Origin of the sequence: Mycobacterium bulgaricum, assembly GCF_041287165.2 — a bacterium.
GTDB classification, from domain to species: domain Bacteria; phylum Actinomycetota; class Actinomycetes; order Mycobacteriales; family Mycobacteriaceae; genus Mycobacterium; species Mycobacterium bulgaricum.
In genome coordinates, this window is sequence record NZ_JBGGKV020000009.1 from 220,290 (window position 1) to 243,085 (window position 22,796).

General features: G+C 64.8%; 16 protein-coding genes. 8 read left to right on the forward strand and 8 right to left on the reverse strand.

Features of this window, described 5'->3' with window-relative positions; genetic code table 11:
- Positions 1 to 23: 23 nt before the first annotated feature.
- Positions 24 to 869, forward strand: a complete 846-nt coding sequence (locus ACAG24_RS22495; protein WP_370474463.1) for a peptidoglycan recognition protein family protein — start codon at positions 24 to 26, stop codon at positions 867 to 869.
- On the opposite strand, the gene ACAG24_RS22500 is transcribed toward ACAG24_RS22495, so the two are convergent.
- Entirely contained in the window at positions 866 to 3,127 is a 2,262-nt protein-coding gene (locus tag ACAG24_RS22500; protein ID WP_370474462.1) for a molybdopterin-dependent oxidoreductase, read from the reverse strand. The two genes, ACAG24_RS22495 and ACAG24_RS22500, sit on opposite strands and share 4 nt — an antisense overlap.
- 85 nt (positions 3,128 to 3,212) lie before the next feature.
- On the opposite strand from ACAG24_RS22500, the gene ACAG24_RS22505 reads away from it, so the two are divergent.
- Complete coding sequence (locus ACAG24_RS22505; protein ID WP_370474461.1) at positions 3,213 to 3,815, forward strand: TetR/AcrR family transcriptional regulator; 603 nt, start codon at positions 3,213 to 3,215, stop codon at positions 3,813 to 3,815.
- Here the strand turns inward: ACAG24_RS22505 and ACAG24_RS22510 are convergent.
- Entirely contained in the window at positions 3,812 to 4,801 is a 990-nt protein-coding gene (locus ACAG24_RS22510) for an NAD-dependent epimerase/dehydratase family protein (RefSeq protein ID WP_370474460.1), read from the reverse strand. The genes ACAG24_RS22505 and ACAG24_RS22510 overlap by 4 nt on opposite strands.
- Positions 4,802 to 4,939: 138 nt before the next feature.
- Between ACAG24_RS22510 and ACAG24_RS22515 the strand changes: the two genes are divergently transcribed.
- The 3 genes from ACAG24_RS22515 (at position 4,940) to ACAG24_RS22525 (ending at position 8,738) form a co-directional block, all read left to right on the forward strand.
- Complete coding sequence (locus ACAG24_RS22515; protein ID WP_370474459.1) at positions 4,940 to 6,937, forward strand: DUF7064 domain-containing protein; 1,998 nt, start codon at positions 4,940 to 4,942, stop codon at positions 6,935 to 6,937.
- 131 nt (positions 6,938 to 7,068) lie between these two features.
- Positions 7,069 to 8,334 carry a hypothetical protein gene (locus ACAG24_RS22520; RefSeq protein ID WP_370474458.1) on the forward strand — a complete coding sequence of 422 codons (1,266 nt, stop codon included), beginning with the start codon at positions 7,069 to 7,071 and terminating at the stop codon, positions 8,332 to 8,334.
- Between the two features lie 122 nt (positions 8,335 to 8,456).
- A complete protein-coding gene (locus tag ACAG24_RS22525; RefSeq protein WP_370474457.1) occupies positions 8,457 to 8,738 on the forward strand; it encodes a hypothetical protein in 282 nt (93 codons plus the stop codon).
- A gap of 69 nt (positions 8,739 to 8,807) precedes the next feature.
- On the opposite strand, the gene ACAG24_RS22530 is transcribed toward ACAG24_RS22525, so the two are convergent.
- Positions 8,808 to 9,905, reverse strand: coding sequence for a spore photoproduct lyase family protein (locus ACAG24_RS22530; protein WP_370474456.1), 1,098 nt, complete (start codon positions 9,903 to 9,905; stop codon positions 8,808 to 8,810).
- A gap of 182 nt (positions 9,906 to 10,087) precedes the next feature.
- On the opposite strand from ACAG24_RS22530, the gene ACAG24_RS22535 reads away from it, so the two are divergent.
- The gene (locus tag ACAG24_RS22535; RefSeq protein WP_370474455.1) at positions 10,088 to 11,746 is read left to right on the forward strand and encodes a cation:proton antiporter domain-containing protein; all 1,659 of its coding nucleotides are present in this window, start codon (positions 10,088 to 10,090) and stop codon (positions 11,744 to 11,746) included.
- A 473-nt stretch (positions 11,747 to 12,219) separates the two neighbouring features.
- On the opposite strand, the gene ACAG24_RS22540 is transcribed toward ACAG24_RS22535, so the two are convergent.
- Entirely contained in the window at positions 12,220 to 13,167 is a 948-nt protein-coding gene (locus ACAG24_RS22540; RefSeq protein ID WP_370474454.1) for a short-chain dehydrogenase/reductase, read from the reverse strand.
- A gap of 234 nt (positions 13,168 to 13,401) precedes the next feature.
- Positions 13,402 to 16,509 (reverse strand): hypothetical protein, encoded by a 3,108-nt coding sequence (locus ACAG24_RS22545; RefSeq protein ID WP_370474453.1) that lies wholly within the window; start codon positions 16,507 to 16,509, stop codon positions 13,402 to 13,404.
- A gap of 298 nt (positions 16,510 to 16,807) precedes the next feature.
- Between ACAG24_RS22545 and ACAG24_RS22550 the strand changes: the two genes are divergently transcribed.
- Positions 16,808 to 16,999, forward strand: coding sequence for a hypothetical protein (locus ACAG24_RS22550; RefSeq protein ID WP_370474452.1), 192 nt, complete (start codon positions 16,808 to 16,810; stop codon positions 16,997 to 16,999).
- A gap of 295 nt (positions 17,000 to 17,294) precedes the next feature.
- Positions 17,295 to 17,636, forward strand: coding sequence for an IS110 family transposase (locus ACAG24_RS22555; RefSeq protein WP_370474451.1), 342 nt, complete (start codon positions 17,295 to 17,297; stop codon positions 17,634 to 17,636).
- 41 nt (positions 17,637 to 17,677) lie between these two features.
- Here ACAG24_RS22555 and ACAG24_RS22560 read toward each other — a convergent pair whose 3' ends face one another.
- From ACAG24_RS22560 to ACAG24_RS22570, 3 genes are all read right to left on the reverse strand, one after another.
- A complete protein-coding gene (locus tag ACAG24_RS22560; protein ID WP_370474450.1) occupies positions 17,678 to 20,593 on the reverse strand; it encodes a cellulase family glycosylhydrolase in 2,916 nt (971 codons plus the stop codon).
- A gap of 160 nt (positions 20,594 to 20,753) precedes the next feature.
- Positions 20,754 to 21,491 (reverse strand): TetR/AcrR family transcriptional regulator C-terminal domain-containing protein, encoded by a 738-nt coding sequence (locus tag ACAG24_RS22565; RefSeq protein ID WP_370474449.1) that lies wholly within the window; start codon positions 21,489 to 21,491, stop codon positions 20,754 to 20,756.
- Positions 21,492 to 21,744: 253 nt separating this feature from the next.
- Positions 21,745 to 22,356, reverse strand: a complete 612-nt coding sequence (locus ACAG24_RS22570) for a tyrosine-type recombinase/integrase (RefSeq protein WP_370474448.1) — start codon at positions 22,354 to 22,356, stop codon at positions 21,745 to 21,747.
- Positions 22,357 to 22,796: the final 440 nt, after the last annotated feature.

A 22,796-nucleotide genomic window follows, 5' to 3' on the forward strand; every position in this document is an offset into this window, starting at 1 on the left:
GGCGGAACAGGAGGTGTCGTCGCATGCCACAACCCGGCGGGTGGCGCGGCGACCCTGTCTGGCTGGCAGACATCCTGCGCGCCGAAGGCCTCGACGTCGTCGAATTCCCCAGATGGCGAGACCGCGGCCACGGCGACTTCAAAGACATTCGCGGCGTGATGGCACATCACACCGGCTCCGACACCGCGAGCGCGGCATCCATCGCCTACGGCCGCCCGGACCTTGCGGGGCCACTGTCGCAGCTGCACATCGCCCGCAGCGGCACCGTGACGGTCGTCGCGGCCGGCGTGGCCTGGCATGCGGGCGTCGGCATGTATCCGTGGCTGCCCGCCAACATGGGTAACTGGCACACGATCGGCATCGAGTGTGCCAATTCGGGTACCAATCCCTCGGCGCCGCATCGGCGTAACTGGCCCGATGCGCAATATGCCGCGCTGGTGAGCAGTTGCGCCGCAATCTGTCGCCGACTCGGTCAGCCCGCTACCCGCACGATCGGCCACAAGGAGTACGCGGGGCGTGCACAAGGCAAGTGGGACCCCGGCGCCATCGACATGGACCGCCTGAGACGCGACATCGCCGAGCGGATCGGCGCCGTACCCGGCGGATCGTCGCCGCGACCGCCCCTGCCCGCCGGCGAATACACCGACGTGTTGCTCCACCGAGGCTCGCGAGGGCCTCAGGTTGCCGAACTGCAGCGGCGGCTCAAGTATGCGTACGCTGCCTACGCGGGTGACCTGGAGATCGACGCAGTCTACGGCCCCGAGACGGAAGCGGCAGTACGCGAATTCCAGCGTCGTACACCAGGTTTGAGGGTCGACGGAATCGTCGGTCCAGCCACTGCCGCGGCGCTGCGGCTCAAGCTGGTTTAGCCGGCGGGCCCCACCTCGACGGGAATCCCGTTGAGCGCACCGTTTCCCGACGGCTCGTCAAGGAAGTCCGGGGGCGACAAGACGTTGGTGTTGACGCCCGGGGACCCGTTGGCGATGCGGAGTCGGGTCCCGGGCTTGCCGTGCCCCCATCCGTGTGGCATCGACACGACACCGGGCTTGATGGCGTCGGTGACCTCGAGGGGAACCTCGACGCATCCGCCGGCCGACCTCACTGCCACCAGGTCGCCGGTGGACAGGCCCCGGCGTGTTGCATCGTCGCGGTGCATCAACAGCGTGCACCGGTCTCTGCCTTTCATCAGCGGACCGACGTTGTGCAGCCAAGAGTTGTTGGAACGCAGGTGCCTTCGACTCACGAGCACCAGATCGTCGGGCTCGCGTGTGATGCGGCGTGCAAGCCGTGGCAAGTCGTCGAGCAGGTACTGCGGCGCGAGCCGGATCTTGCCGTCCGAAGTGCCGAGAACCTCTGGTATCCGCGGGACCATGGGGCCGTAGTTGATTCCGTTCGGTGCTGCTTTGAGCTTCGCCAAAGTCAGAGCGCCGGGGTTCTGGCCGTAGCGGTCGCCGAACGGGCCGGTACGCAATGTCAGATCCAGCGTGCGCTCGGGTCCTCCGGCAGCCAGATCGGTTCCGGCGTACTGCGCGCGGATCTCGGCGCCGTCGAGTCCTTGGGTGAAGCACATGTAGTCGAAGAAGCCGTCGTCGATGGCGGCGACGTCGACGTCTTCGGCAGGGGTGCCAGTGCACAGCCCGGTCAGGCGGATGAGGATCTCCCATTCGTCGGGGGCTTCCGGATCAGGTTTTGCGAACACCGGAGGTGAGTAGTTCGCGATGCTGTTGATCGCGAAGTTGAGGATCAGGTCGTCGTGGTGGGGCTGCTCCAGCGGCGAGCAGCCGGGCAGGATCACATCGGCATGTCGCGTTGTCTCGTTGAGCCACAAGTCGATCGAGATCATCGCCTCCAGGCTCGGTAGCGCCTCGTCGAGCTTGTGCCCGGCGGGTGTGGACAGCACGGGATTGCCCGCGACGGTGATCAGTGCCTTGATCTGGCCCTCGCCCGGGGTGGCGATCTCTTCGGCCATACAGGACACCGGTACCTGGCCGAGCACTTCCTTGGCGCCGCGCACGCGGGTGCGATAGCGTCCGAACTCAGGCGCCCCGTCTTCGAGGCCGGGGATCGGTTGCAGCGTGATCGTCCAAGCTGCCGGCGTGGGGAACATCGAGCCGCCCGGCACGTCGAAATTGCCGGTGAGGATGTTCACGACATCGACGAGCCAGCTGGCCAGGCTGCCGAACTCCTGGTTGCAGGTGCCGATGCGCCCGTACAGGACCGCGCGGGGCGTCCCTGCGAGCTCACGTGCCAGCGCCCGGATCCGCTCGGCGCCGATACCCGTCGCGTCCGCGACCCGCTCCGGTGACCAGTCGGCGACGACGTCGCGCAACACGTCCACGCCGTCCAGGTGTGGCTCCAATGTGCCGAGGTTCACCAATCCCTCGTCGAACAGCGTGTGCGAAACCGCAAGGAGCAGAGCGGCATCGGTACCCGGCGTGATCGGCAACCATTCGTCGGCGCGGTCCGCCGTCGCCGTCTTCACCGGATCGATCACGATCACCTTGCCGCGCTTGCGGATCGCGCCGATCAGTCCCATCACGTCGGGCGCGGCGAGTAGCGACCCCTGCGATGCGGCCGGGTTGGCGCCCATCACCACGAGAAGATCGGTGCGTTCGATGTCGGGAACGGGAAAGCTCCACCAGCCGCCGTACATCAGATGGGAGGAGAGGTTCTTCGGCCACTGGTCGACGGTGCCGGGGGAGTACGTCACCGGCATTCCGGACAGGCCGAGGAGGATGCCGGTGTAGCGGGCCAGCGAAAATGAGTGCGCCAGTGGGTTTCCCGTGTAGGCGGTCACGGCACCGATGCCGTATTCCGCGATGACGGGCTGCAGCAGTTCGGTGCAGCGCCGGAACGCGGTGTCCCAGTCGACCTCGTGCCATTCGCCGTCGAGTTTGATCATCGGACGGCGGATCCGGTCGGGATCCTCGTGTAGTTCGCCCAGTGATACGCCCTTGGGGCAGATGTGGCCGCGGCTCCAGGTGTCGTCCCTGTTGGGTCGGATCCCGGCGACGTGGCCTTTTTCGACGCTGATTTCAAGGCCGCACATCGCCTCGCACAGCGGGCACGTGTACAGGTGCAGGCCGTCCTCGCCGACTCCCGCCAGCCGCCTGGTGTCCTCTGCCATCTGACCGCCCTTGTGGTTACTGGCTGTATCGACAAATTGCTATGCCACACTGTAACGACGGTTTGCGCAGAAGGGAACGGCATCGGTGAACAACGCAGGCCAGGCGCGACCGGCCCGCCGGCACCACGGATCGCGTCGTGATCCTGCGATCAACGATGCCGTTCTCGACGCCACCCGCAAATTGTTGGTGACGCGCGGATACTCGGCCACCTCCATCGACCTGATCGCAGCGACCGCGAAGGTGAGCCGGCCGGCCATCTACCGTCGCTGGAGGTCCAAGGCCCACCTCATTCACGAGGCCGCGTTTCCCGATCTGGGGAAGACGCCGTATGAGGATGACATCACAGCCGAGATCACCCGACTGTGCCACGGTGCGCTCGTCATGTACGGGGATCCCGTTGTTCGCGAAGCGGTTCCGGGTCTCTTACACGATCTGCGCCTGGAGCCCGCCATGCGCAAGCTCATCAACGACAGGCTGGAGGCGGCCGCGCGACGCCGGCTGGCCGACCAACTGGCCCAGGGGGTCGAGGGCGGCACCGTCCGCCCTTCGGCCGATGCCGACACCGTCATGGACGTCGTCGCGGGTGCAGCCTGGTACGCGGTGTGTGTTCGGAAGGTAGACGACGTCGAGACCGCAGCCCGGCAGCTCGCCGATCTCGTACTGCGCGGTGTCCTCGCCAGTTCCTAAAGACGGCCGACCTGCCGCAGGCCATCGACGGTGTCGGCGATCGTCTCCGCCGGATCCCGCTGGGTGAGTCCGAAATCGCGTCGGCTCGGGGCGTCGTCAGAAGCGGGCATCTGGGTGTAGTACTGCATCGCCGCCGAGTTGATCGGCGTTTCGAACGGCATGTAGGGGCCGACGACGTCGAGCAGTCGGCCCGCGCTGCGCAGGGCGACGTCGGGGACGGGGAGGGTGATCAACGTCTGCCCGGCCGCGCTGCCGATCATCGACGCCAGTTCCGACACCGAAACCCGCCTACCGCCTGCCATATAGCGACGGGGACCGCGTCCCGATTCAAGCAGGGCGACGTGAAGCTCTGCGAGGTCGCGGACGTCGATGACGATCCACGCCGCACTGCGGCCGGGAACGCTGCGCATCTTCACCGACGCCTCCACACCCTCGGCGGCCTCGCCGAACTGGTCACCCGCGGGCGGACCCAGAACCATGCCGGGGTAGGTGATGGTGACGGGTGCGCCGCCGTCCTGCAGACCTCGCGCGTAGGCCTCCACGGCCGCCTTCGACCTGCCATAGCCGTCGCTTCCGCCGACCACGGGCAGATCCGCGTGCAGGACCTCGATGTCCGGCCGGAACAGCGCCGTGAAGCTGGAGACGTGGACGATCGGGTCGATGCCCGCATGCGCGGCACCGCCGAGAATGTTACGGGCGCCCTCGAGGTTCGTGTGCAGCATCTCGTCGGCCCGGTTTGGGTCGGTGGAAACCATTGCCGCGCAGTGAATTACTGCATCACAGCCCGCCAGTGCGGCGGCGGTCGTCTCGCCGTCGGCGATGTCGCCCACCACGTGGTCGCTGATGTCCACGCCGATCTCGGCGGCACTGGTTTTGAGTCGGTCCGGGTTGCGGACCAGGAAACGGATTTCGTGGCCCGCATCCTGCGCCGCCTTCGCCGTCCATGCACCGACGAATCCGGTTCCTCCGGTGATCAGTACCTTCATGTGCCCTCCGCTCGACGCCGAGACGCAGGCTACCCACAGTCGGCCGTGTCGACACCCTGGGTCGCGCGCGAGTTGACGGCCGTCAAGTGATTCTTCCGATGTGGCCGTGGCCGCGCTCCGCTGCTATACGTTGGCCGGGTGTGCCCATCGACGCGTCCACAGTTGATCGAACGCCCCACTGATCTGACCGCCGAATGGCTGACCGCGGCCATCGGCGGCGGGACTGTCGCGGAGTTCACCGTCGACCGCATCGGTACGGGCCAGATGAGCGAGTGCTACCGCGTCACGCTGCGCTATGCCGAAGGCGAATCCGGGCCGGGCTCGGTGGTGCTCAAGGTCGCCGCGGCTGACCCGAGCAGTCGGCAGACCGGCTCGGCGATGGGACTGTACGAGCGCGAGGTGACCTTCTACGCCGATATCGCGCCGGGGCTGGGCGGGCCGGTCGCTCCCTGCTATCACTGCGCCTACGATCCGGACACGGGTGCTTTCGACCTGCTGCTCGCCGATGCGGCACCGGCCACTGTGGGTGACGAGATCCGCGGCGCCACAGTCGATGAGGCCATGCTGGTGATGCGTCAACTCGGCCTTGTGCACGGGCCGCTGCTGGGTGACCAGGCGCCGGTGAACGCATCCTCGCTCGACCGGGATTCGCCGGTGGATCAGGGGCTGATCACCGCGCTGTACGCGGGTTACATCGAGCGTTACCGCGACCAGGTCGCTCCCGAACACCAGCACGTGTGCGAACGCCTCGTCGAGTCGTTCGACGCGTACATGGTTGCCGAGAACGAGGCCGGGCGGCAGCGCGGCCTGATTCACGGTGACTTCCGGCTCGACAACATGCTTTTCGGGCATGAGGGCGCGGATCGTCCACTGACGGTGGTGGATTGGCAGACCGTCACGTGGGGTCCGGCGTTCACCGACGTCGCCTATTTCCTCGGCGGCTCGCTGCCGATCGAGCTGCGCCGCGGCCACTACGACGCATTGCTTGCCGCCTACCACCAAGCACTGGGCGCCGATTCGGGCGTCACCGTCGACGACGTCCGCGAAGGGGTCCGCCACCAGAGCTTCTTCGGGGTGCTCATGGCAATCGTGTCACCGATGCTGGTGGCACGCACCGACCGCGGCGACGAAATGTTCATGGCCATGATCTCACGCCACTGCCAGCATGTTCTCGACACCGATGCGCTTGCCGTCCTACCCGCTGCGGCGGCACCGGAACCCTTGCAGCCCAACGACGATGACGAAAATCGCCACGAATCCACCGATGAGCCGCTGTGGAGTGAAAGCTGGTATTTCGACTTCGTCGATCCGGCACAGGGCATCGGGGGCTGGATCCGGCTGGGCCTGATCCCCAATCAGGGGCATGCGTGGATCAACGGGCTGCTGTGCGGACCCGGCCTGCCAACGATCGCCGTCCTCGACTTCGCCGCGCCGCTGCCGGCTGATCACACGCGGGTCCGTGCCGACGGCGTCGAGCTCGACCAGGACGTCGTCGAGCCGCTGCGCACGTACCGCGTGTCGCTGCGGGGGCGCGGGCAGGCCCACGACGACCCTGCCGGGTTGCTCCAGGGGGGAGACGGCCGGTCCGTCGACGTGGAGATGGACCTGACCTGGTCGAGTGTCGGGCAGCCCTACCAGTACCGGGTTTCACCGCGTTACGAGATTCCGTGCACCGTAACGGGAACTGTGAGCGCCGACGGACACACCTACCAGTTCGCCGATGTCGACGGACAGCGCGACCACTCGTGGGCATCGCGGGACTGGTGGAGTATGGACTGGGTGTGGAGTGCCTTCCACCTCGACGACGGCACGCACATTCACGGCGTCGAGATCATGATTCCCGGTATGTCACCGCTGTCGGCCGGCTACATCCAGCGCGCCGGCGACCCGCTGATCGAACTGTCCACGGTGACCGCGCAGACCGCGTTCGATGACAGCGGGTTGCCGATGTCCGCCGAGATGCGTTACGCGCCGGGAGAAATCACCGCGACCATCGACCTGCAAGGTCATGCCCCGGTGTTGCTGACCGCTTCTGACGGTCGGCTCAGTCGTTTCCCGCGAGCCTGGGGGAGCGTCACCACCACCGACGGTCGAACCGGGGTCGGCTGGATCGAGTGGAATCGCAGCCAGTCCTGAGCCAGCGCAATCCAATCGCCTGTTTGCGGAATCAACCGCCTGTTTGCGCGTCTGCAAATTAAGCTCCGGTCGGGGCGGCGACGACGGGTCGTGCCGCGAAGTGATCGTCGAACGTTAAGTGGGGGACTGAAGTGCGGCTGGTTCACGGATTGGCGCGAAGCATCCTTTTCGCCTTCATCGCAGTGGCATTCGTGCTCCTCGCGCCCACCGGAACGGGTGCCGGCGTCGCACTTGCCGACCCTTTCGGCTATGAGGACGACAGTCCCGTCGACGTGGACCCCGAGCCTGCCGAAGAACCCGGACCGGTTGACGAGGCGCCCGAACCCGCTCCTGAAGTTCCTCCCGCGGAGGATCCGTGGGGGGAGCCGGACCCCGGGCCGGCCGGCAACGCCGAGAACGGCGGGCCCGAGCAGCCCGCGCCCAATGAGGATCCCGGGACTCCGGCCGAACCTGCACCGCCCGGCGAGCCGGTCCGCCCTGATGATCCAGCCGTCCCTGACGATCCCGGTCTCGGCGAAGATCTCGCGGACCTGGACGCCTTCGATCCCTCTGTGGCCGAGGCACCCGAACCGGACATCCTCCTCGCAGACGATGGAGAAGCAGACCTGTTCGACCCCGATGTGGCCGGCGATGCGGAACTCGACGAGCTCAGAGAGTTCGTGGAAACGACGACCGAAACCACGTCGACGCAGCAGATTTCGCAATGGAGTTCGAGCTGGGTGCGATACGACCAGTACTTCCGGCCTGTATTCAGCAACCCCTATCGCACACCGTTGAGTCTGGTGTACACCTACGGCGGTTCACCGCGGATCGTGACCGTTCCACCGTTGCAGAGAGCCGTGGTCCAGACGCCAGACGCAGGCGTCTACAGCTTCACCGCGATCGCAAACCGGGACGCGGGAACCCCTGTCATTTCGGTCGGCAGCTTCTCCGGCGGTGGCTACCAGCCTGCGCCGGGTCAGCCGCCGCCCGCGAAACCTGCACCCGCGACAGTCATCAAGAATGTCGTAGTTCGCTTCAATCTCGGTGCGCAGCAGTACAAGCCGATCAAGGTGGCCTCGGTGGTCGATGTGGGCGACGACCCGACGGTGGGCGCACACCAGGTACTGCTCGACGGCGAGGTCCCCGTTTGGGGCGCCTGGCAGCCGGATTCGACGAACGGGCAGCGGGTGTTCGAGGTGAACAAGACCCAGACGCTGCCCGGGCTCGAGCCGCCGTCGCAGTCACCGCCACCGGGCTACACGCTCACCGCCGCGGAGTCTTCGTCTCAGCCGCAAGCGCAGGCCGATGAGAACAGCCGCTCGCCGATGTGGATCTGGGTTGCCGTCGGCGTCGGTGCAGCACTGGTCGTGGGTGTCGCCGTCGGCCTACTGCTTCGCGGGCGGAAGGCACGCTAGCCGTGCAGTTTGCAGCGTCCGGCCAGGAACGAGACAGCTAACTCCTAGCGCCTTCGGGGGACGCGTCGGCGCAGGCGAAGGTTACGGTTGGCGTACCGGATACCGCTGGCGAAGGGACCGACGTGGCCTGCACCCAAGGGATTCTCACCGCACTGTCCATCGCGGGAGGAGCTGCCGTGATGGCATTCGCCCCGCTGGCCCAGGCCGCGCCGCCAGAGGGATCGGTGGGAACACCGATCGGCGAGATCTATACGCTCGTCGGCCAGGGATACGACGTCCGCGTCCACTGGGATCAGGGGCAGCCTGCCAACGTGCCGCTGGCACTGTGCACCGTCACAGGCGTCGACACGTCGGCCAAGCCGGCGGCGACGATATCGGTCAGCTGCCCGTCCAGGGTCGCATAGCCTTCCACCCTCCTGTCGATGTCCGCCGAGATGCGTTACACGCCGGCGACTCGTCGACCGCAGCGTTGATCACGTCCAGTACAACGTGCGCGCCGCGGGCAGCGTGTCAGCTATCTCCGCTTCGAACCAGGAGCGCAACTCAGCCATCGTCTCCTTCGGATAGACGAATTTGGCGGAGCCGAATTTGTTCATCTTGCGGGTCCTGGCTGCCTCGTCCATTTCGAGCTTGGTGCGCGGGTACCAGTCGAGGAGCACATCCTTACTGACAGCGGTGAACCGATGGGTGATGCACTCGACGGTCAGGTCGACGGTCGGCACGTCGGACAATGCGGTCTGCACGTCCTGCAGAAGTCGGCCATATGCTTCGCGCCACTTTGGAATCGGCATGATCGGCGCGATCGTCAGCCCCACGCGGTATCCCGCGGTGGCGAGGTCGCGCATTGCCTCCAGGCGCCGTGGCAGCCGAGCAGTGCCGCCCTCGAATCGGGCGGCCACCTCGTCGGCGTTGACAGACACGCGGACGCGGGTGCGTCCTCCGTGCGGAAGGTTGAGCAGAGGCGCGACGCCGTCGTACTTGGTGGTGAATCGCAGCCCCACCGGCGCCGGCCAGTCGTAGGTGCCGACATGGGTGATGGTCGCTGACAGCGAACCCGTGAGGTGTTCCAGTGCAAGAGGATCGGTGTAGCAGGATGCCTCGAATGTGGTGCCTTCGTGCGCCCGGTCGGCTGAGGTGGAGGTGACGCCACCCCGCCCGATGTGGTCGTCCATCTCGGCCAGAATCTCGGGCAGGTTGGCGTACACCCGGGTGATCGGAGGGCCCTGGAGCGAGCCGGCGAGATAGCAGTATTGGCAGTGACCTGGGCAGCCCTGGGCCAAGTCGATGCGCCAGTCGGCGCTCGGCGGTATCGGTTGCAGCCGTCGCTTCGACGGCGGTGCGACGACCACGGCCAGCGTCCGCTTCGCCAGCGCATAGGTCGCGCGGTCGTTCTCGGCTCGCAGCGGCGGAAGGCGGTTTCCGGTGAGCAGGTCGATGTCGGATACCCCAGCGGCTTCGCAGCGCGCGACGATCGCGGCGCCGTGTGGGTGATCGAGGGCCGAACGGGTCACCAACACGCGCGACGGCGTCCATAGTGTGGGCGCGGAGCGCAGCGACGGGGCAGCAGACATCTCGGTAGTTGCAACCCTCGTGAAGAGACGACGATTCCCCGCCGCCGTCGTGTATCAGATCACTCGGAGGGGGCGGCTGTCGGCCACCCACTGAGGAAACCGTCTGGTGCCGGGATAATCGTCAGATTCCAGTAGCACGCCGGCAGGTGGCGGTGCATTCGGCGGGGAAGCGGGGGCGCCACGTGACAGTTATCGCCATCTATCTCGTCATCACCTTCGGACTCGGTGGCCTTGCCCTCGCACTGCGCCTACCGCCGCTGGTCGGTTTCCTCGCTGCAGGCTTCGTGATCAATGCGCTCGACGTCGGGGACGTGCCGCAGCTGGAGGTGCTGGCAGACCTGGGCGTGACGTTGTTGCTCTTCGCCATCGGCCTCAAGCTCGACGCTCGCATCTTGCTGCGTCGAGAGGTCTGGTTGACCACGTCTGTGCATATGGTCGTCAGCGTCGTCCTCGGCGGCGCGGCCCTCTGGTTGGCTGCCGTCGCCGGGATGGCGATGCTGACGGGTCAGAGTGTGCAAACAATCGCCCTGCTCGCGTTCGCATTGTCGTTCTCCAGCACGGTGTTCGTGGTCAAAGTGCTTGAGGAGCGCGGTGAATCGCATGCGCTCTACGGTCGTGTGGCCATCGGCATCCTCGTGATGCAGGACATCATCGCCGTGGTTTTCCTGACGGCCACCAGTGGTCACCTGCCGAGTCCGTGGGCTCTGGCACTGGTGGGGCTCTGGCCTCTGACACGGCTGCTGCGCAAGATCTGGAGCCGTCTGGGCCACGGCGAGATGCAGTCGCTGTTCGGCATCGTGATGGCGTTGGTTCCCGGCTATGCGCTGTTCTCGATCGTCGGGCTCAAAGGTGACCTCGGCGCGCTGATCGTCGGAGCGCTGCTGGCATCCCATCCGGCGTCTTCGGAATTGGCCCGTTCGCTGTTCCACATCAAAGAACTGCTCCTGGTCGGGTTCTTCGTGTCGATCGGACTGACCGGTCTGCCGGATCTGCCGACGCTCGGTGTGGCTGTGCTGATGGTGATGCTGTTGCCGTTCAAGGCCGGGTGGTACGTGGCGTTACTCGCGTTCATGCGGCTGCGCTACCGGACCGCGATACTGGCCGGCCTCGGGTTGATGAACTACTCCGAATTCGGGTTGATCGTCGTGTCGGTCGGAGTGTCGGCGGGGATGCTGGCCTCGGGCTGGTTGGTGGAGATGTCCATCGCGGTGGCGATGAGCTTCGTCATCTCAGCATTGGTCAACGGCCGCGGGCATCTGATGGTGGAGAAGATCGCGGCCCGGCTCCCGGCCCAAGATGAGCTCAAGCTGCACCCCCAGGACCGACCGAGTGATGCCGGTGACGCCGAGGTCGTGGTGATCGGGATGGGCAGGGTCGGCTTCGCCGCCTATCAACGGTTGAGCGATCACTACGGGTTGCGCGTGGTCGGCGTCGACTACGATGGGCCCAGGGTCACGCGGCTGAAGTCCGAGGGGCTGCGGGTGATCGAAGGCGACGCCACCGACCTCGACTTCTGGCATCAGTTGCGGCATTCCGAATCAGTACACATCGCAGTGCTGGCGATGCCACGTCACGGCGCGAACGTCACCGCTCTGGAGTGCCTGCGTGAATCCGGGTTCAGCGGCACCGTCGCCGCAGTGGCCCGGTACAACGACGAAGTGCAGTGGGCCAAAGACCACGGCGTCGACATCGCCTTCAACGTCTATGCGGGCGCGGGTTTGGAATTGGCCGATCAGGTGGGCGGCGGCACTGCGCACGGGGTCGGGGATCACAGGGCCGACGATGAGTGGACCGACGTGCCCAGAACACGCGGTGACGACGGCAACGCCGGCCACCAGTGACGAATATTGGTCGGCGAGAGTGGCGGCGAGTAGTGCGCGCAGCCACCAGCTAAGGGGGGTTCGATTCGGTTGGCGCTCATAGGCTTACGGCGACGGTCATGACCGCGATCGAGGGCGCGGCGTCAGTCAGGGCGTAGAGGAAAGCGTCTGATCGATGACACGGTTGAGTTGGGCGGCAACTGAGTCCAAGTGCTCGATCCCGACAGTCCCGACTGACGCGAGTGCTGCCTGCCCAGGTTCCATTACGCCGACGCCCCATTTGGGCCGTCGAACCTATATGAGCAGACCTGCGTGACCGCATCGGGCCCGTGCGTTGGCGATTCAGGCGGACGGCCCTGCACCCCGAAAGGCTACGCCGGTCGCGCAATTCGTCACGAGCCTAAAAATGACTCGCACCCGTAGAACTGCCGTTGCGCAATGCTACGACGACTTTCGACAACCTGCCGAACGCTGACGTCGACCGAATCCAGGCATCAGGCATCGTCGCGGGCACGTGTCCCGGTTGGCTCCACGCTATTAACTAGTCTGCCCGGCGAAGTTTCGGCCCTGGTGATTGCCTCCTGCACACTGCGGTTGTGCAACAGCACGTCGTCCATGACCGACGTCGTCAGGGACCGCACCGCCAGCAAGGGGCGCACCCAGCCGGGCGCACTGACCTGTGCCGCACGCCGCTCGATCGCGTCTAGTAGGGCATCGGCCGCGGCGCCGACCGCCATTTCTTTGGTGAAGATGCCGGGCACCGCTCGGCGCACCGCTGCGGCGGCCTCGTCGGCGAACGCATCGTTGGCCAGGTCCGTGTCGATGAAGCCGAGGTAGGCGATCCCGGCCGTCACGCCGTGCGGCGCCAACTCGACCCTTAGCGCCCGGGCCAACTGCTCCACCCCGGCCTTACTGACCGCGTACGGAGCGGCCAGTACGCCGTTGAAGAACGCATAGATCGAGCCCACCAGCAGCACGTGGCCCTGGCGCTCCAGCACGCTGGGCAGCGCGGCGCGCACGGTCCGCCACTGCCCGAGCAGGTCCACTTCCACGGTGTGCTCGAAGGCATCCGGGGCGATGGTGGCCACGGTTTGTGACGGTGGGGCGATTCCGGCGTTGGCGACGATAACGTCGATGCCACCGAATATGGCGATCGCGTCGTCAGCGGCGTGACGAAGCTTCTCCGCGGAGGTCACGTCCGCCTCGAAAGCAGCTGCGCCAGGTCCAAGTTCGTCGGCAAGTGCTTGCAGCGTCGTCAAGGTCCGTCCGACCAGCGCCACCCGGGCGCCTCGGGCGTGGGCGCGGCGCGCCGTCTCGGCGCCGAGTCCACGCGCAGCACCGGTGATGAATAGCACCTTGTCGTCAAGATCCATGCGCGGCGGCCGCCTCACCAGACGGGCAGCGGTCCGTCCGACCAACCGCACGGCATCGTCGAGGAGCACAGTTCCGAAAGTAGCCGTTTAGCGCCGGCGGGAAACCGTAACGGTGACGCCATGTTCGTGGGGAGCGCACACCGGGGCGGGATGTCAGCCATCCGGTCGCGGTGACGCATTTGCTGTGTTGCCGCTGAAAGTGACCGGCGGCTCGCCGTCTGCGGGGAAATAGGTGGTCCCCGGCTGTCGGACCGGAGTCATCAACTGCTACTCACGGTTTCAGCGGGGTCCAGAGTAGGTCGGTCACACAACCTTGCGCAACGACACGAGGTAGACAGAATTGGGTAGCAGGACGGCTTGGTAGTCGATACGTCCGTTTACGGGCGTCACGGTGCGTTGCTCGACCTGTTCCAGTTTCGCCTTCGCGATGTCGGTGTTCAGCGGGTTCTCCCAGAAGTTGCTGGTGTGCTGGTCGACTCGGTACACCGTCACCGTGACGGGGCCTTCTCCGAGACCATTCGGTAGTTGCCCCATGCTGATCGAGGTCTCGTAGGTCGTGTTCCCGCAGCTGGTAGTTCCCGGGGTTCCCGAACAGCCCGGATAGTTCCACACCATGAGCGACGCTTCGGGCAGTACCGGATCTTTCGCGGCCAACGCGTACACACCCAGTCCGCCGTTGAGCTGGTCGGAGACCGCTGAGACCCTGACGTCTTCCATCATCGACTGCATCAACAGCAGGTTCCCGTACGGGGTCAGTGCATTGGTGGGTACCGGGTCGAGAGGCTGCCAGAGAATGCCCGGATTGCGCGGATCTGTCAGATCCAATTGGGGGCCAACAGCATTCTGCGTCACGAATTGATCTTTGAGGCCCTGGCGGCGGGCAACCCAATTGATGACGTAGGTGTCGTGCTGCTGGGTGAACCAGTAGTGGAGCGCCGCCATTCCAGCAGCCTGATGCGAGTAGTCGGTGCTGTCGCAGTTGTCACACAGTGGCCCTGGATAGATCCCTGTCTCGGAAACGAAGACAGGTGTGTTGGTGGGTAAGCCACGCGCGCTCAGGATCGCATCCATGTCATCCCGGTAGTTCTTCACCAAGCTCGGATCCTCTTTGAAGAACTTTCGGGCTCCGTTGGGCTGGACTTCCAGGTAGCCGTGGTAGCTGATGAAGTCGAGGCGCTTGGCCGGGTCCGGGTCGGCGACATACAGGTCGAGGAAGGCTTCGAGATAGCGTTTGTTGAAATAGAACAGCGACGGGCCACCTACCTTCAGTGGGAGGTAGTTCGCGTCCTGCGCAGCCAGTTCTTCGTTGACGCTGTTGATCGCGCGGTAGAGGGCGCGATACTGGGCGTAGGCGACGTCCGGGGTGACCCCACCATCGACTCCACCTGCAGGCTGGTCGGGCTCGTTCCACGCCTCGATGAAGACGATCTCGGGTTGCTCACGCTTAACGGCAAGCAGAATGCCTCGCATCTCCGCCTGTGTCAGCAACTGGCCGTGTTCCGACAGGCGGAAGTTCGCAAGTTGCGCATCCGACGCATCGCCGAGGTCTTTGAGGTAGGCCTTCATCGACGGCGACAGCTCGCAGACACTGGCGGCGCCGGTGCAGGTCTTTTCGGTCTGATTCGGGCTGTTGAGCCAAGCGCGGAAGAGTGTGCCGTGCAGCCCTATCTCGTTGAGGAATTTCACATCCTCGGGACGCTGTTCGGCGAAGGTGGTGCTGACATGGAACTGGTTGAAGCGTTCGGTGTGATGGAGGGGACCTTGTTCGTCGTCGAAATTCACTGTCACCTCTGCCGGGACCGGATCGCCGGTGAGGCCTTGGAGATCTCCGTCCACAGCTGAGACGACGTATCCCGTCAGGCTCGCCTGATCCACCAGGCGGGCATCGGCTTGCAGGAAACCTCGGGCGATTTCGCGGTTGTCGGTCAGCGCGATGTCGGAGAGGTAATGCATAAATGACAGGTCAGCGTTAGTGACCTTGGTTTCGGTGCCGTTGAGGACGAACCCGTTGCCGTCGGCGAAGTTGTCGTAGGTGACGGTCCGGATCGTGAGAGTCTCGTCATCCGGTGCGAAGCAACGTGTTCCGCTCGGGCACCACTGCTGCTGAGTTTCGGTCACAGTGGCGTTTCCGCTGACGGCCCCGGCGCGGGATTCGCTGACCCTATCGGCGGCAACGGGTTTGACCGCAACTGTGACGGTCTGGCGGTCGGCATGTCGTATTCCGAGCAGGCTAAGCAGGTTCCGTTTGCCATCACTGACCGTCACCGTGAACGAATGCTGCTGCTCGACTGTCGGGTCGGCTTCGTACGGTGTGAAAGTGAAGGTGTTGGCGGTCTCGTTGATAACGACAACTCCCGTGTCGGTATGCCACTCCGACCCTTTCTGGATCGCATTGTTCACCCTGTATGTCAGGCGATCACTCTCAGGGTCGGTGGCCAGGACACCCGTGACCGTCGGCCCCAACGTCAAAGTGGTGGGGGACCCGTTGACGGTGGGGGCTTCGTTAAACACGTTGCGCCGAACCCATCCCAGAACCCCCCACACAAGCGGCGTGAAGGGCTCGGACGTGTCGGGTGCTGGCGCGAGGAAAGGGTCGAGAAGCGTGGTGACGATGTTATTGAAGAAGCTCGCCACGCCGAGGATAAGTCCGGTGGGGCGGTTCACCAGCTCGACGCTTGTTGTGGTCTGTGCAGAGGCAGGGGGTGTGCGGCCGTCACTTACCGCGTCAGCCGATACCGCGGGTGCGGTACCGGTGGCATCCGAATCAGCGTGGTCGGAGGCGTCCGAGGCGATTGCGGTCGGCGCTGTCTCGGCAACCGTGTTCTTCACCCTCGAGGTGCCAGCCGAATCGGTGGCGGAGTCCGAATCGGCGACAGCGGAGGTCGTTGCGGAAGGCATCGCGACAGGTGATGTACTCACGCCCGGGGTGGGTGTCGGTGCGTTCGGCGAGGAACCCGCTGAGGTGCTCGGTTGTTCGCCATCACCGTCGATCGGGTCGCTGTCGGGCCGCTGTGTGACGTCGCTGCCCGGCGAGGGCGCCGGCTTGATCTGAGTTCCATCGGTGTCCAGCTCGCCGGCGGCGTTCTCGCTCGCATCCGGCCCGGCGGCCGACCCGCCGGTATCGCCAGTCCCGTCGGTTTCCGAGTCGGCGTCGTCACGATCAGCCTCCGTGCTGGTCGCGCCGTCGCTGTCGGTGTCCGCGCCGGTAGCAGCGTCGTCGTCAGCACCCCTGGCAGTCTCGCTGGTTTTGGTAGTTTGAGCGGCCGACCTCGATCCGTCGGCCCCGTCTGCCAGGGCCGCTCCGGGGGCGGCGACGAGAGCCATCCCAATGCCTAATGCGGCCGCCAGGGCTCCGACCCTGCCGATATAGCGGCTGTGGGTGCTGCCGGTTTGCGATGCGGATGCGGTCATAGCGGTGTCCTGGGTGTCGTGGGTAGGCGCGCCGTGTGAGCTATATCGATGGCGCGCGGCCGGCAGCGAAATTGTTACGATCGGCAAGTGAATACTTGTCGATCGTAAAGTAACGCTTGCTGGAAAGTAGGCCTCGTGCTGGCTAGCTGTCAAGGGTTTTCGTCTCGTAGTCGACGTGATTGGCCCATCGCTGGGGCCGCCGTCGCGTAGGCGGAGAAGCAACATTGGATGACGTCGGAACGGACGGCAGGTCCCTGCCTGCCTCAGCAGTGGGTTGCCTGACGTTGTTGTCACGCGGGTGCGAAAACATGGGCGAAATCTGCCAAGCGTCGGCGACCTCAACGAAGCAGTGGCGGGACTGCTCAACAACGGCATCGCCACGAGCGACGTCAACGGCATCACTGTGGCCGCCGGGTTCACCCGCATCACGGCCTACCGCTCCGGGCTGATCAACCCCGATGCCGAGGCCTGCTACACCCGATTCCCCTAGACGAGCGCTGCGCGTTCTGACCAGCCCAGGGGAGCCCGTTGCCGAACAACGCGCTACGACCACGTACTAGGCTCGCAAGGCTGGGACGTCGCGACGTGGCTCTGCGGCTTGTTGCCGCCTCACCGAGGCTGGCTCCGAATGAGCACCACTGCTCCCGGGCGTGATCACCATCGATGACCACCCGCCGCCGGGCTGAATGTTCAATTGCCGCTTCTGGCTGGCTGACTTGTAGCGTGCCGGGCGCGGGTGATCATCAGCCTTTGCGCCCGGACTCGCGGGGCCGCACTGTCGAGCTGTGACTACACCGTTCACCATTGGGATCGACGCCCACAAAAGCACGCACACGCTGGTAGCCCTCGACACCGCCGGCAAGGTCCGCGGTGAGCGGACCGTCAAGGCAGTGTCTGAGGGACACGCCGAGGCGCTGCGGTGGGCGCTGAAGTTCGGCACCGATCTGGAATGGGCCGTTGAAGACTGCCGCGGATATACCCGGCTGCTGGAACAAGATCTTTTAGCGGCGAACCAGCGGGTTATTCGGGTGCCCCTGATCCTGATGGCGCACAACAGGAAGGCGACGCGCACCCCCGGAAAATCTGACGCGATCGACGACCCACACTCCACGGTACGCGGGTGTTAGGTCGCGGCTGGCGTTCGTTCGAAGGTTGCCGTGGCGGCTACTCAAACGATGCCCGCGTGGGTGGCGCTGGAGGATGCTGGCACCCTGCTCACGGTAATGCTGACTTCCGTTGCTCCCGTTTCTGATTCGATCACCAGTCGGGCGGCATCGGGTGACGAGACGACTCGTCCGCCGGTGACACTGACCACGTATCCGTTCGGGTATTGGATAACAGGGGTGGAGATGGTGGTCTGCGAGCCGGGGGCGAAGCTTTCCTGACCGTCGACCCGGGCCGTGGAGTAGCGGAACCGGAAGGTGCCGTCTTCGTCGACCGACCATCCCTGCGGTGTTCCGGAGATCGCCATCGGGTACGGCTTGGATAGCACTTTGAGGTTGCTCTCGTTGACGTTGTCACCGACCGGCGGCTTGGCGGGGTCGTAAACTAGTGACTGTTCCCGTGGGCTGGCGGTGGAAGTGATTTCACCGGCTCCGGTGTAGGCCCAGTTGGTCCAGCCGATTTGGTACTTGTCCGCTCCGTAAGCCTCGGCGCTGAGACCGACTGGATCACTGGTGGCTCCGAACTCGCCGGAGAACGCAGGCATATCCGTGCGCTGACTGTAGGCCAGAGCCCGTCGACCCATGATGGAGGCGACCGGCAGGAATCGGTCCAGTCCGCGGACACCGAGTGATGATGCGCCATAGCCATGGTATTCGAGAACGGTGTTGGGATCTTTGATCTCACCCAACTTGATGGGGGCGTTGAAGAGGATCGCACTGATGGTGTCCACAGCGGGGCTCGCCGGGGAAATGAACACAGGTGTGGTCGCGTCGACCGATCGGATCGCGGCGATCACCTGGTTGTACATCGGGGTCAGCTGTTGCCGGCCGAAGAACGATCCGTCCAGAATTGCTCCAAGCCAACCAGATCCGACCCACGGTTCATTAATGATGTTGTATCCGATGACATCGGGATTGGCACCGAAGTAGGCGGCCACGGCCTGCCAGGTTTGCGCGTAATGATTCTGGAGTCCCACACCGTCAGGGGCATCGGCGTTCGCCCAGAAAGCATCCCACGCATAATTCTGAGCCGGGTTCAGGTAGTAGCCGATCGCGAAGAAGTTGAGGAAGCGCAGGTCCGGATTGGGCAGCCCACCCGTCTGGGTGGCCCAGTCCGGTGCGCCCTCACCATGAAACTTTGTGCTGTACAGATCCTGATGCATGTCGAGGAACGTATAGATACCGTGCTCGCTCAATGTCTGGACAGTCTCGTTGATTCCGGCCAGATACTCGTAGTCGATCACCCCCGGTTCCGGCTCGACGGCAGCCCAGATGACACCCAACCGCACGACGTTGAATCCGTTGTCCGCTAGGAATTGTGCGTCGTCAGCATCGATTCCTGCTGTAGCCGGGTCGTAGTCGGGGATCTTGTAGACCATGTTGACCCCGTGCATGATTACCGCCCGACCATCTTCGTCAGTGAACCAGGTCCCGGTCGTTGAGAGTTTTCCCGGTGCAGCGATCGGTGGAACGCCGTCGACGGTGCCGAACCTGCCGACACTGCCATGTCGGCCGAACGAGCCAGCGCTTCCGCCGGCACCGCCGAGTGCGACCAATCCAGTTGCCGGCCCGCCGATTCCGCTGTCACCCGCATCGCCACCGTCGCCGCCGATCCCCAAGAATCGGGAACCGGTGCCGCCGTCACCGCCGATGCCACCGGTAGATCCGTCGCCGCCGTCGCCGCCGCCACCGCCTAGCCCGAAGATAAGGCCACGCCCCTTGCCGCCGTCGCCGCCTGCCCCGCCGCGCTGGCCAGCAACGCCTTGACCGCCGTCACCGCCGGTACCACCGATGCCGGCTAGCAGGCCACCCCCGCCGCCTGCGCCGCCCGCGGCCCCATCTCCGCCCGTGCCCCCGTCCCCACCATTTCCGATCAAACCGCCGGTGCCGCCGCGGCCGCCCGCGACACCTGCGACGGTGCTGTTCCATCCCTTTCCGCCGTCGCCGAGCAGCCAGCCGCCGTCGCGACCATCCGGATCTTCGGCGGTGCCGTCCGCACCGTTGCCGATCACCACTGAGCCCGCCAGGCTGTTGATGACGCCGTTGATCACCTGGCCGATCTCGCTTGCGATCCAGGCCTGGACGAGGTGATGTACCGGGTCATAAATTAACCGGCCAACGATGTCGGCCAGGGTGTGGAAGGTCCGGACAGCCGTCTCCGCGGTTGTGAGAGACGCCGTCGGGGCTATGACTTTGCTTGTCGGTGAATCGTTTTCGGGTTTGTTTGGTGCCGATGGGGTTGTGGTGGTGAGCGATGCGCCGTAGCGAGTGGACTTCGGTCCGCCCGCGTCGCGGCGGGCGGCGGCCAGCAGGGCCCACTCAACGGCACCGCTGGTCGGCGCCGACGGACTACGTGATGGCGCGGAGTTGTCGAGGCCGGCAGGGGGGTCTGGCAGTGTCACGGTGGTCAGCGGTGGATCGGCGGGATCGATGGACTGGTCGAGCTCTGCGGGGCGCTCGGCAAGCGCGTCGTTCCCGGTCGGATACGACGGTGTGACGGCCACGGCTGTCGGCGGCGCGGCGGGTGTGACACTGGCGTCGACGGTGTCCTCGTCCGGAGCAGTGAGCGCGGGGGGAGGCGCCGAGTTCGGCTGCGTGCGCCCCAGCGCGGGCCGACGTTCCTGACTGTTCGAGCGCGGACGGACGGCTCTGGTCGCGGGCGACGGCGACCTGGTGTCGGTGTCCTCGGCTGCGTCTCCGTCGTTGTTGTTTTCGCCTGCATCGGCGTTCGTGCCGCCGGCGTGGCTGGGCCCGGTGTCGTCCGATTCTTTCCCGGATGCCGTTGATGTGACCCCTCGGCCGCGGTCCCTCGCAGTTGACGTCTTCTCGCGCTCGGTCGAGGCGCTGGTGCTGGCGCGGCTCGCCGTATCAGAGGCGGCGTCGCCCGTATCGGCGGCTGCAACGCCGCTAAACGATGCCATGGCGGCACCGATGCCTAGTGCAACCGCCAGTCCGCCGACTCGTCCGATGTACGCAGATGACTTCACAAGTTCTTCTTAGACCGCGAGTGCGCGCGGGATGGGGATTTTGGCCAAGAAAGTTCCCGCGCGGGAAAAATAGGGCGGTCAAGTGCCGCGTCGCTCAGGTAGCGCCGCGGCTTTCTCGACGGGCGAGGATCACGTCCATGGCGACAAGCAGTGTCTCTATACCGAATTCGAATTGCTTGTTGTGATAGTCGGGCCCCCCGCGGAGTTTCACGAGCTGACTGAGCAGCGGCAGTTCGGCGGCGGCTTGCGACACTTCGTTTCGTACGTCCGGCGGCGGGTCAGCCGCCGTGTCTGTCCTTGCCAGTTGTTCCGCGATGTTCAGCGCCTCGCGCGCTCCGGTGTAGGCGAGCTCACTGATGAACGTGTATGCCAAACCGGCTTCCTCGACGTCGAATCCGGCGTGCACGAGGGCTCGTAAATTGCCTTCGTGACGTCTCAGAACGCCCGTCCCGGCAATGCCGCTGATATCTGCGTATGAGAGCAGAGATCCGACGGCTATCAGGGCAGCTCGTAGCGCGTAGGCAACGGCTCGCAAGAGATCACGCCAATCGGCATCGGCCGGTAGGTTCGCCTGCGCAAACTCAGATTCGAAGACATCGAACGCGACAAGCTCGCGGAGGGAGTCGAGATCTTTGACGTAATAGTGCAAGGTCTTGCGGTCCACCCCCAGTACGTCAGCGATGGACTTCATCGTGAGCTTGTCCGCGGGTATGTTGCGCGCCGTGCTGATGATCAGCTCGCGGTTAACCAGTGGTGGTCTTCCGGCGCGTCCGGCAACGCTCTTGGGGACGGTGGGCCGACGAGATAGGTCTCGGTGATCCTCGGGCGGCACCGTTGCATTGTATGAAAGTTATGGTCGAGCCTGTTTCAGCCCTATTAGCCCATCGGCAGGCTATGTACCGCTACGGAGTGGTGGGGAATTACATCCTCTTTCGCGAGCCTCAGCCTAAGCAGCAAATCGCGGATGGGCCACTTGCTGACGACCTGCGCGTCGGTCGTTCTCGTCGAGTTGTGCGTCACAGCGGTAGGGATCGGGAACGCAACCATGTTGGGAGCCACACTCTCGCCGACCTTGCGGAGGTGGTTCATCCGACGTCTACCAAGCGGAGTTCTTCGGCCCGCAGTCCCGCGAGGAGTGCAGTGAGAATGACTGCGAGATCCCTTTCTTTCCAATCTGTTCGGCGAGCGTCCGATTCCTGCGTGACAGCGGAGAGCAATGCTTCCACAGCGGTTCGGGGGAGCGCCTCCGGCAGCGGCTTCTTCAACTTCGGTCGTCCAACGAGCTGCATGGGGTTGGCCGCCAAAAGTTCGTTCGTATGGAGGAAGGTACACAACACATTCCACGTGGACCAGCAGCGTCGGATGGATGCCGCTTCGTGGTCGGCTGCAAACGCCGCGAACGCAGCCCGCATCGAATCGCGAGTTATGTCAGCTGAGCTGAGACGGACCGGCTCACCACCGGTAAGCAGATTGGCAATGGCGACGAAGTCGCGTCGATACGCCTTCATCGTGTGCGCCAAGGGTTTACTTGCCTGCCGGTGATCCAAGAACTGCTGGAACCACTCGGGGATCACATCGACGGCCGCCGCGACGGTAGCAGCTTCAACAACGCCTTCGTTGACGGAGTCGCCGGGATCGGTCTCGTGCGGCACACGCCAAGCGGCTTCAGCCTGCGTGAACAGGAGACACTGCATCACCTACATAACGTCACAGTGACGTATTAGACGGTTCACGCTGGACCTCGAAGGCGCGGCGCGTCCGCCGCTGTCAGGTAGTTCTGGACTGTCGGTCGTCCTGTCCGGCGCTGTCAGATAGTTATGGATTCAGACTCGGCGCCATGGTTAACGCCGGCCGAAGATCAGCAGGTGCATGGGCAGGGACCTGGGCGGGTGGCACTGTCAGATAGTTCTGGAACGGAGGGCGAGAAATCGGACAGCTCCCAGGTTTTCCCGGATTACTCCCAACTAGTTCCGGATCGGACAACCGGACCGGAGAACACGGGTTCTTTGCCCCTTGGCCTTTAGGCGGATTTACCGATAAGCCACATTATGTCAGTTTGTAAGTTGGTTATTCGCATGGTATGCGAATAGATCAGTTTCTGATAACACCTCCACCGGCGATCGGTCATGTTGCGGCA

Excerpts from the sequence above, each read along its gene's own strand:
- ACAG24_RS22495 (WP_370474463.1), top strand. The coding sequence starts at position 24 with ATGCCACAACCCGGCGGGTGGCGCGGCGACCCTGTCTGGCTGGCAGAC.
- ACAG24_RS22500 (WP_370474462.1), bottom strand. The coding sequence starts at position 3,127 with ATGGCAGAGGACACCAGGCGGCTGGCGGGAGTCGGCGAGGACGGCCTG.
- ACAG24_RS22510 (WP_370474460.1), bottom strand. The coding sequence starts at position 4,801 with ATGAAGGTACTGATCACCGGAGGAACCGGATTCGTCGGTGCATGGACG.
- ACAG24_RS22530 (WP_370474456.1), bottom strand. The coding sequence starts at position 9,905 with ATGTCTGCTGCCCCGTCGCTGCGCTCCGCGCCCACACTATGGACGCCG.
- ACAG24_RS22545 (WP_370474453.1), bottom strand. The coding sequence starts at position 16,509 with ATGACCGCATCCGCATCGCAAACCGGCAGCACCCACAGCCGCTATATC.
- ACAG24_RS22560 (WP_370474450.1), bottom strand. The coding sequence starts at position 20,593 with ATGGCATCGTTTAGCGGCGTTGCAGCCGCCGATACGGGCGACGCCGCC.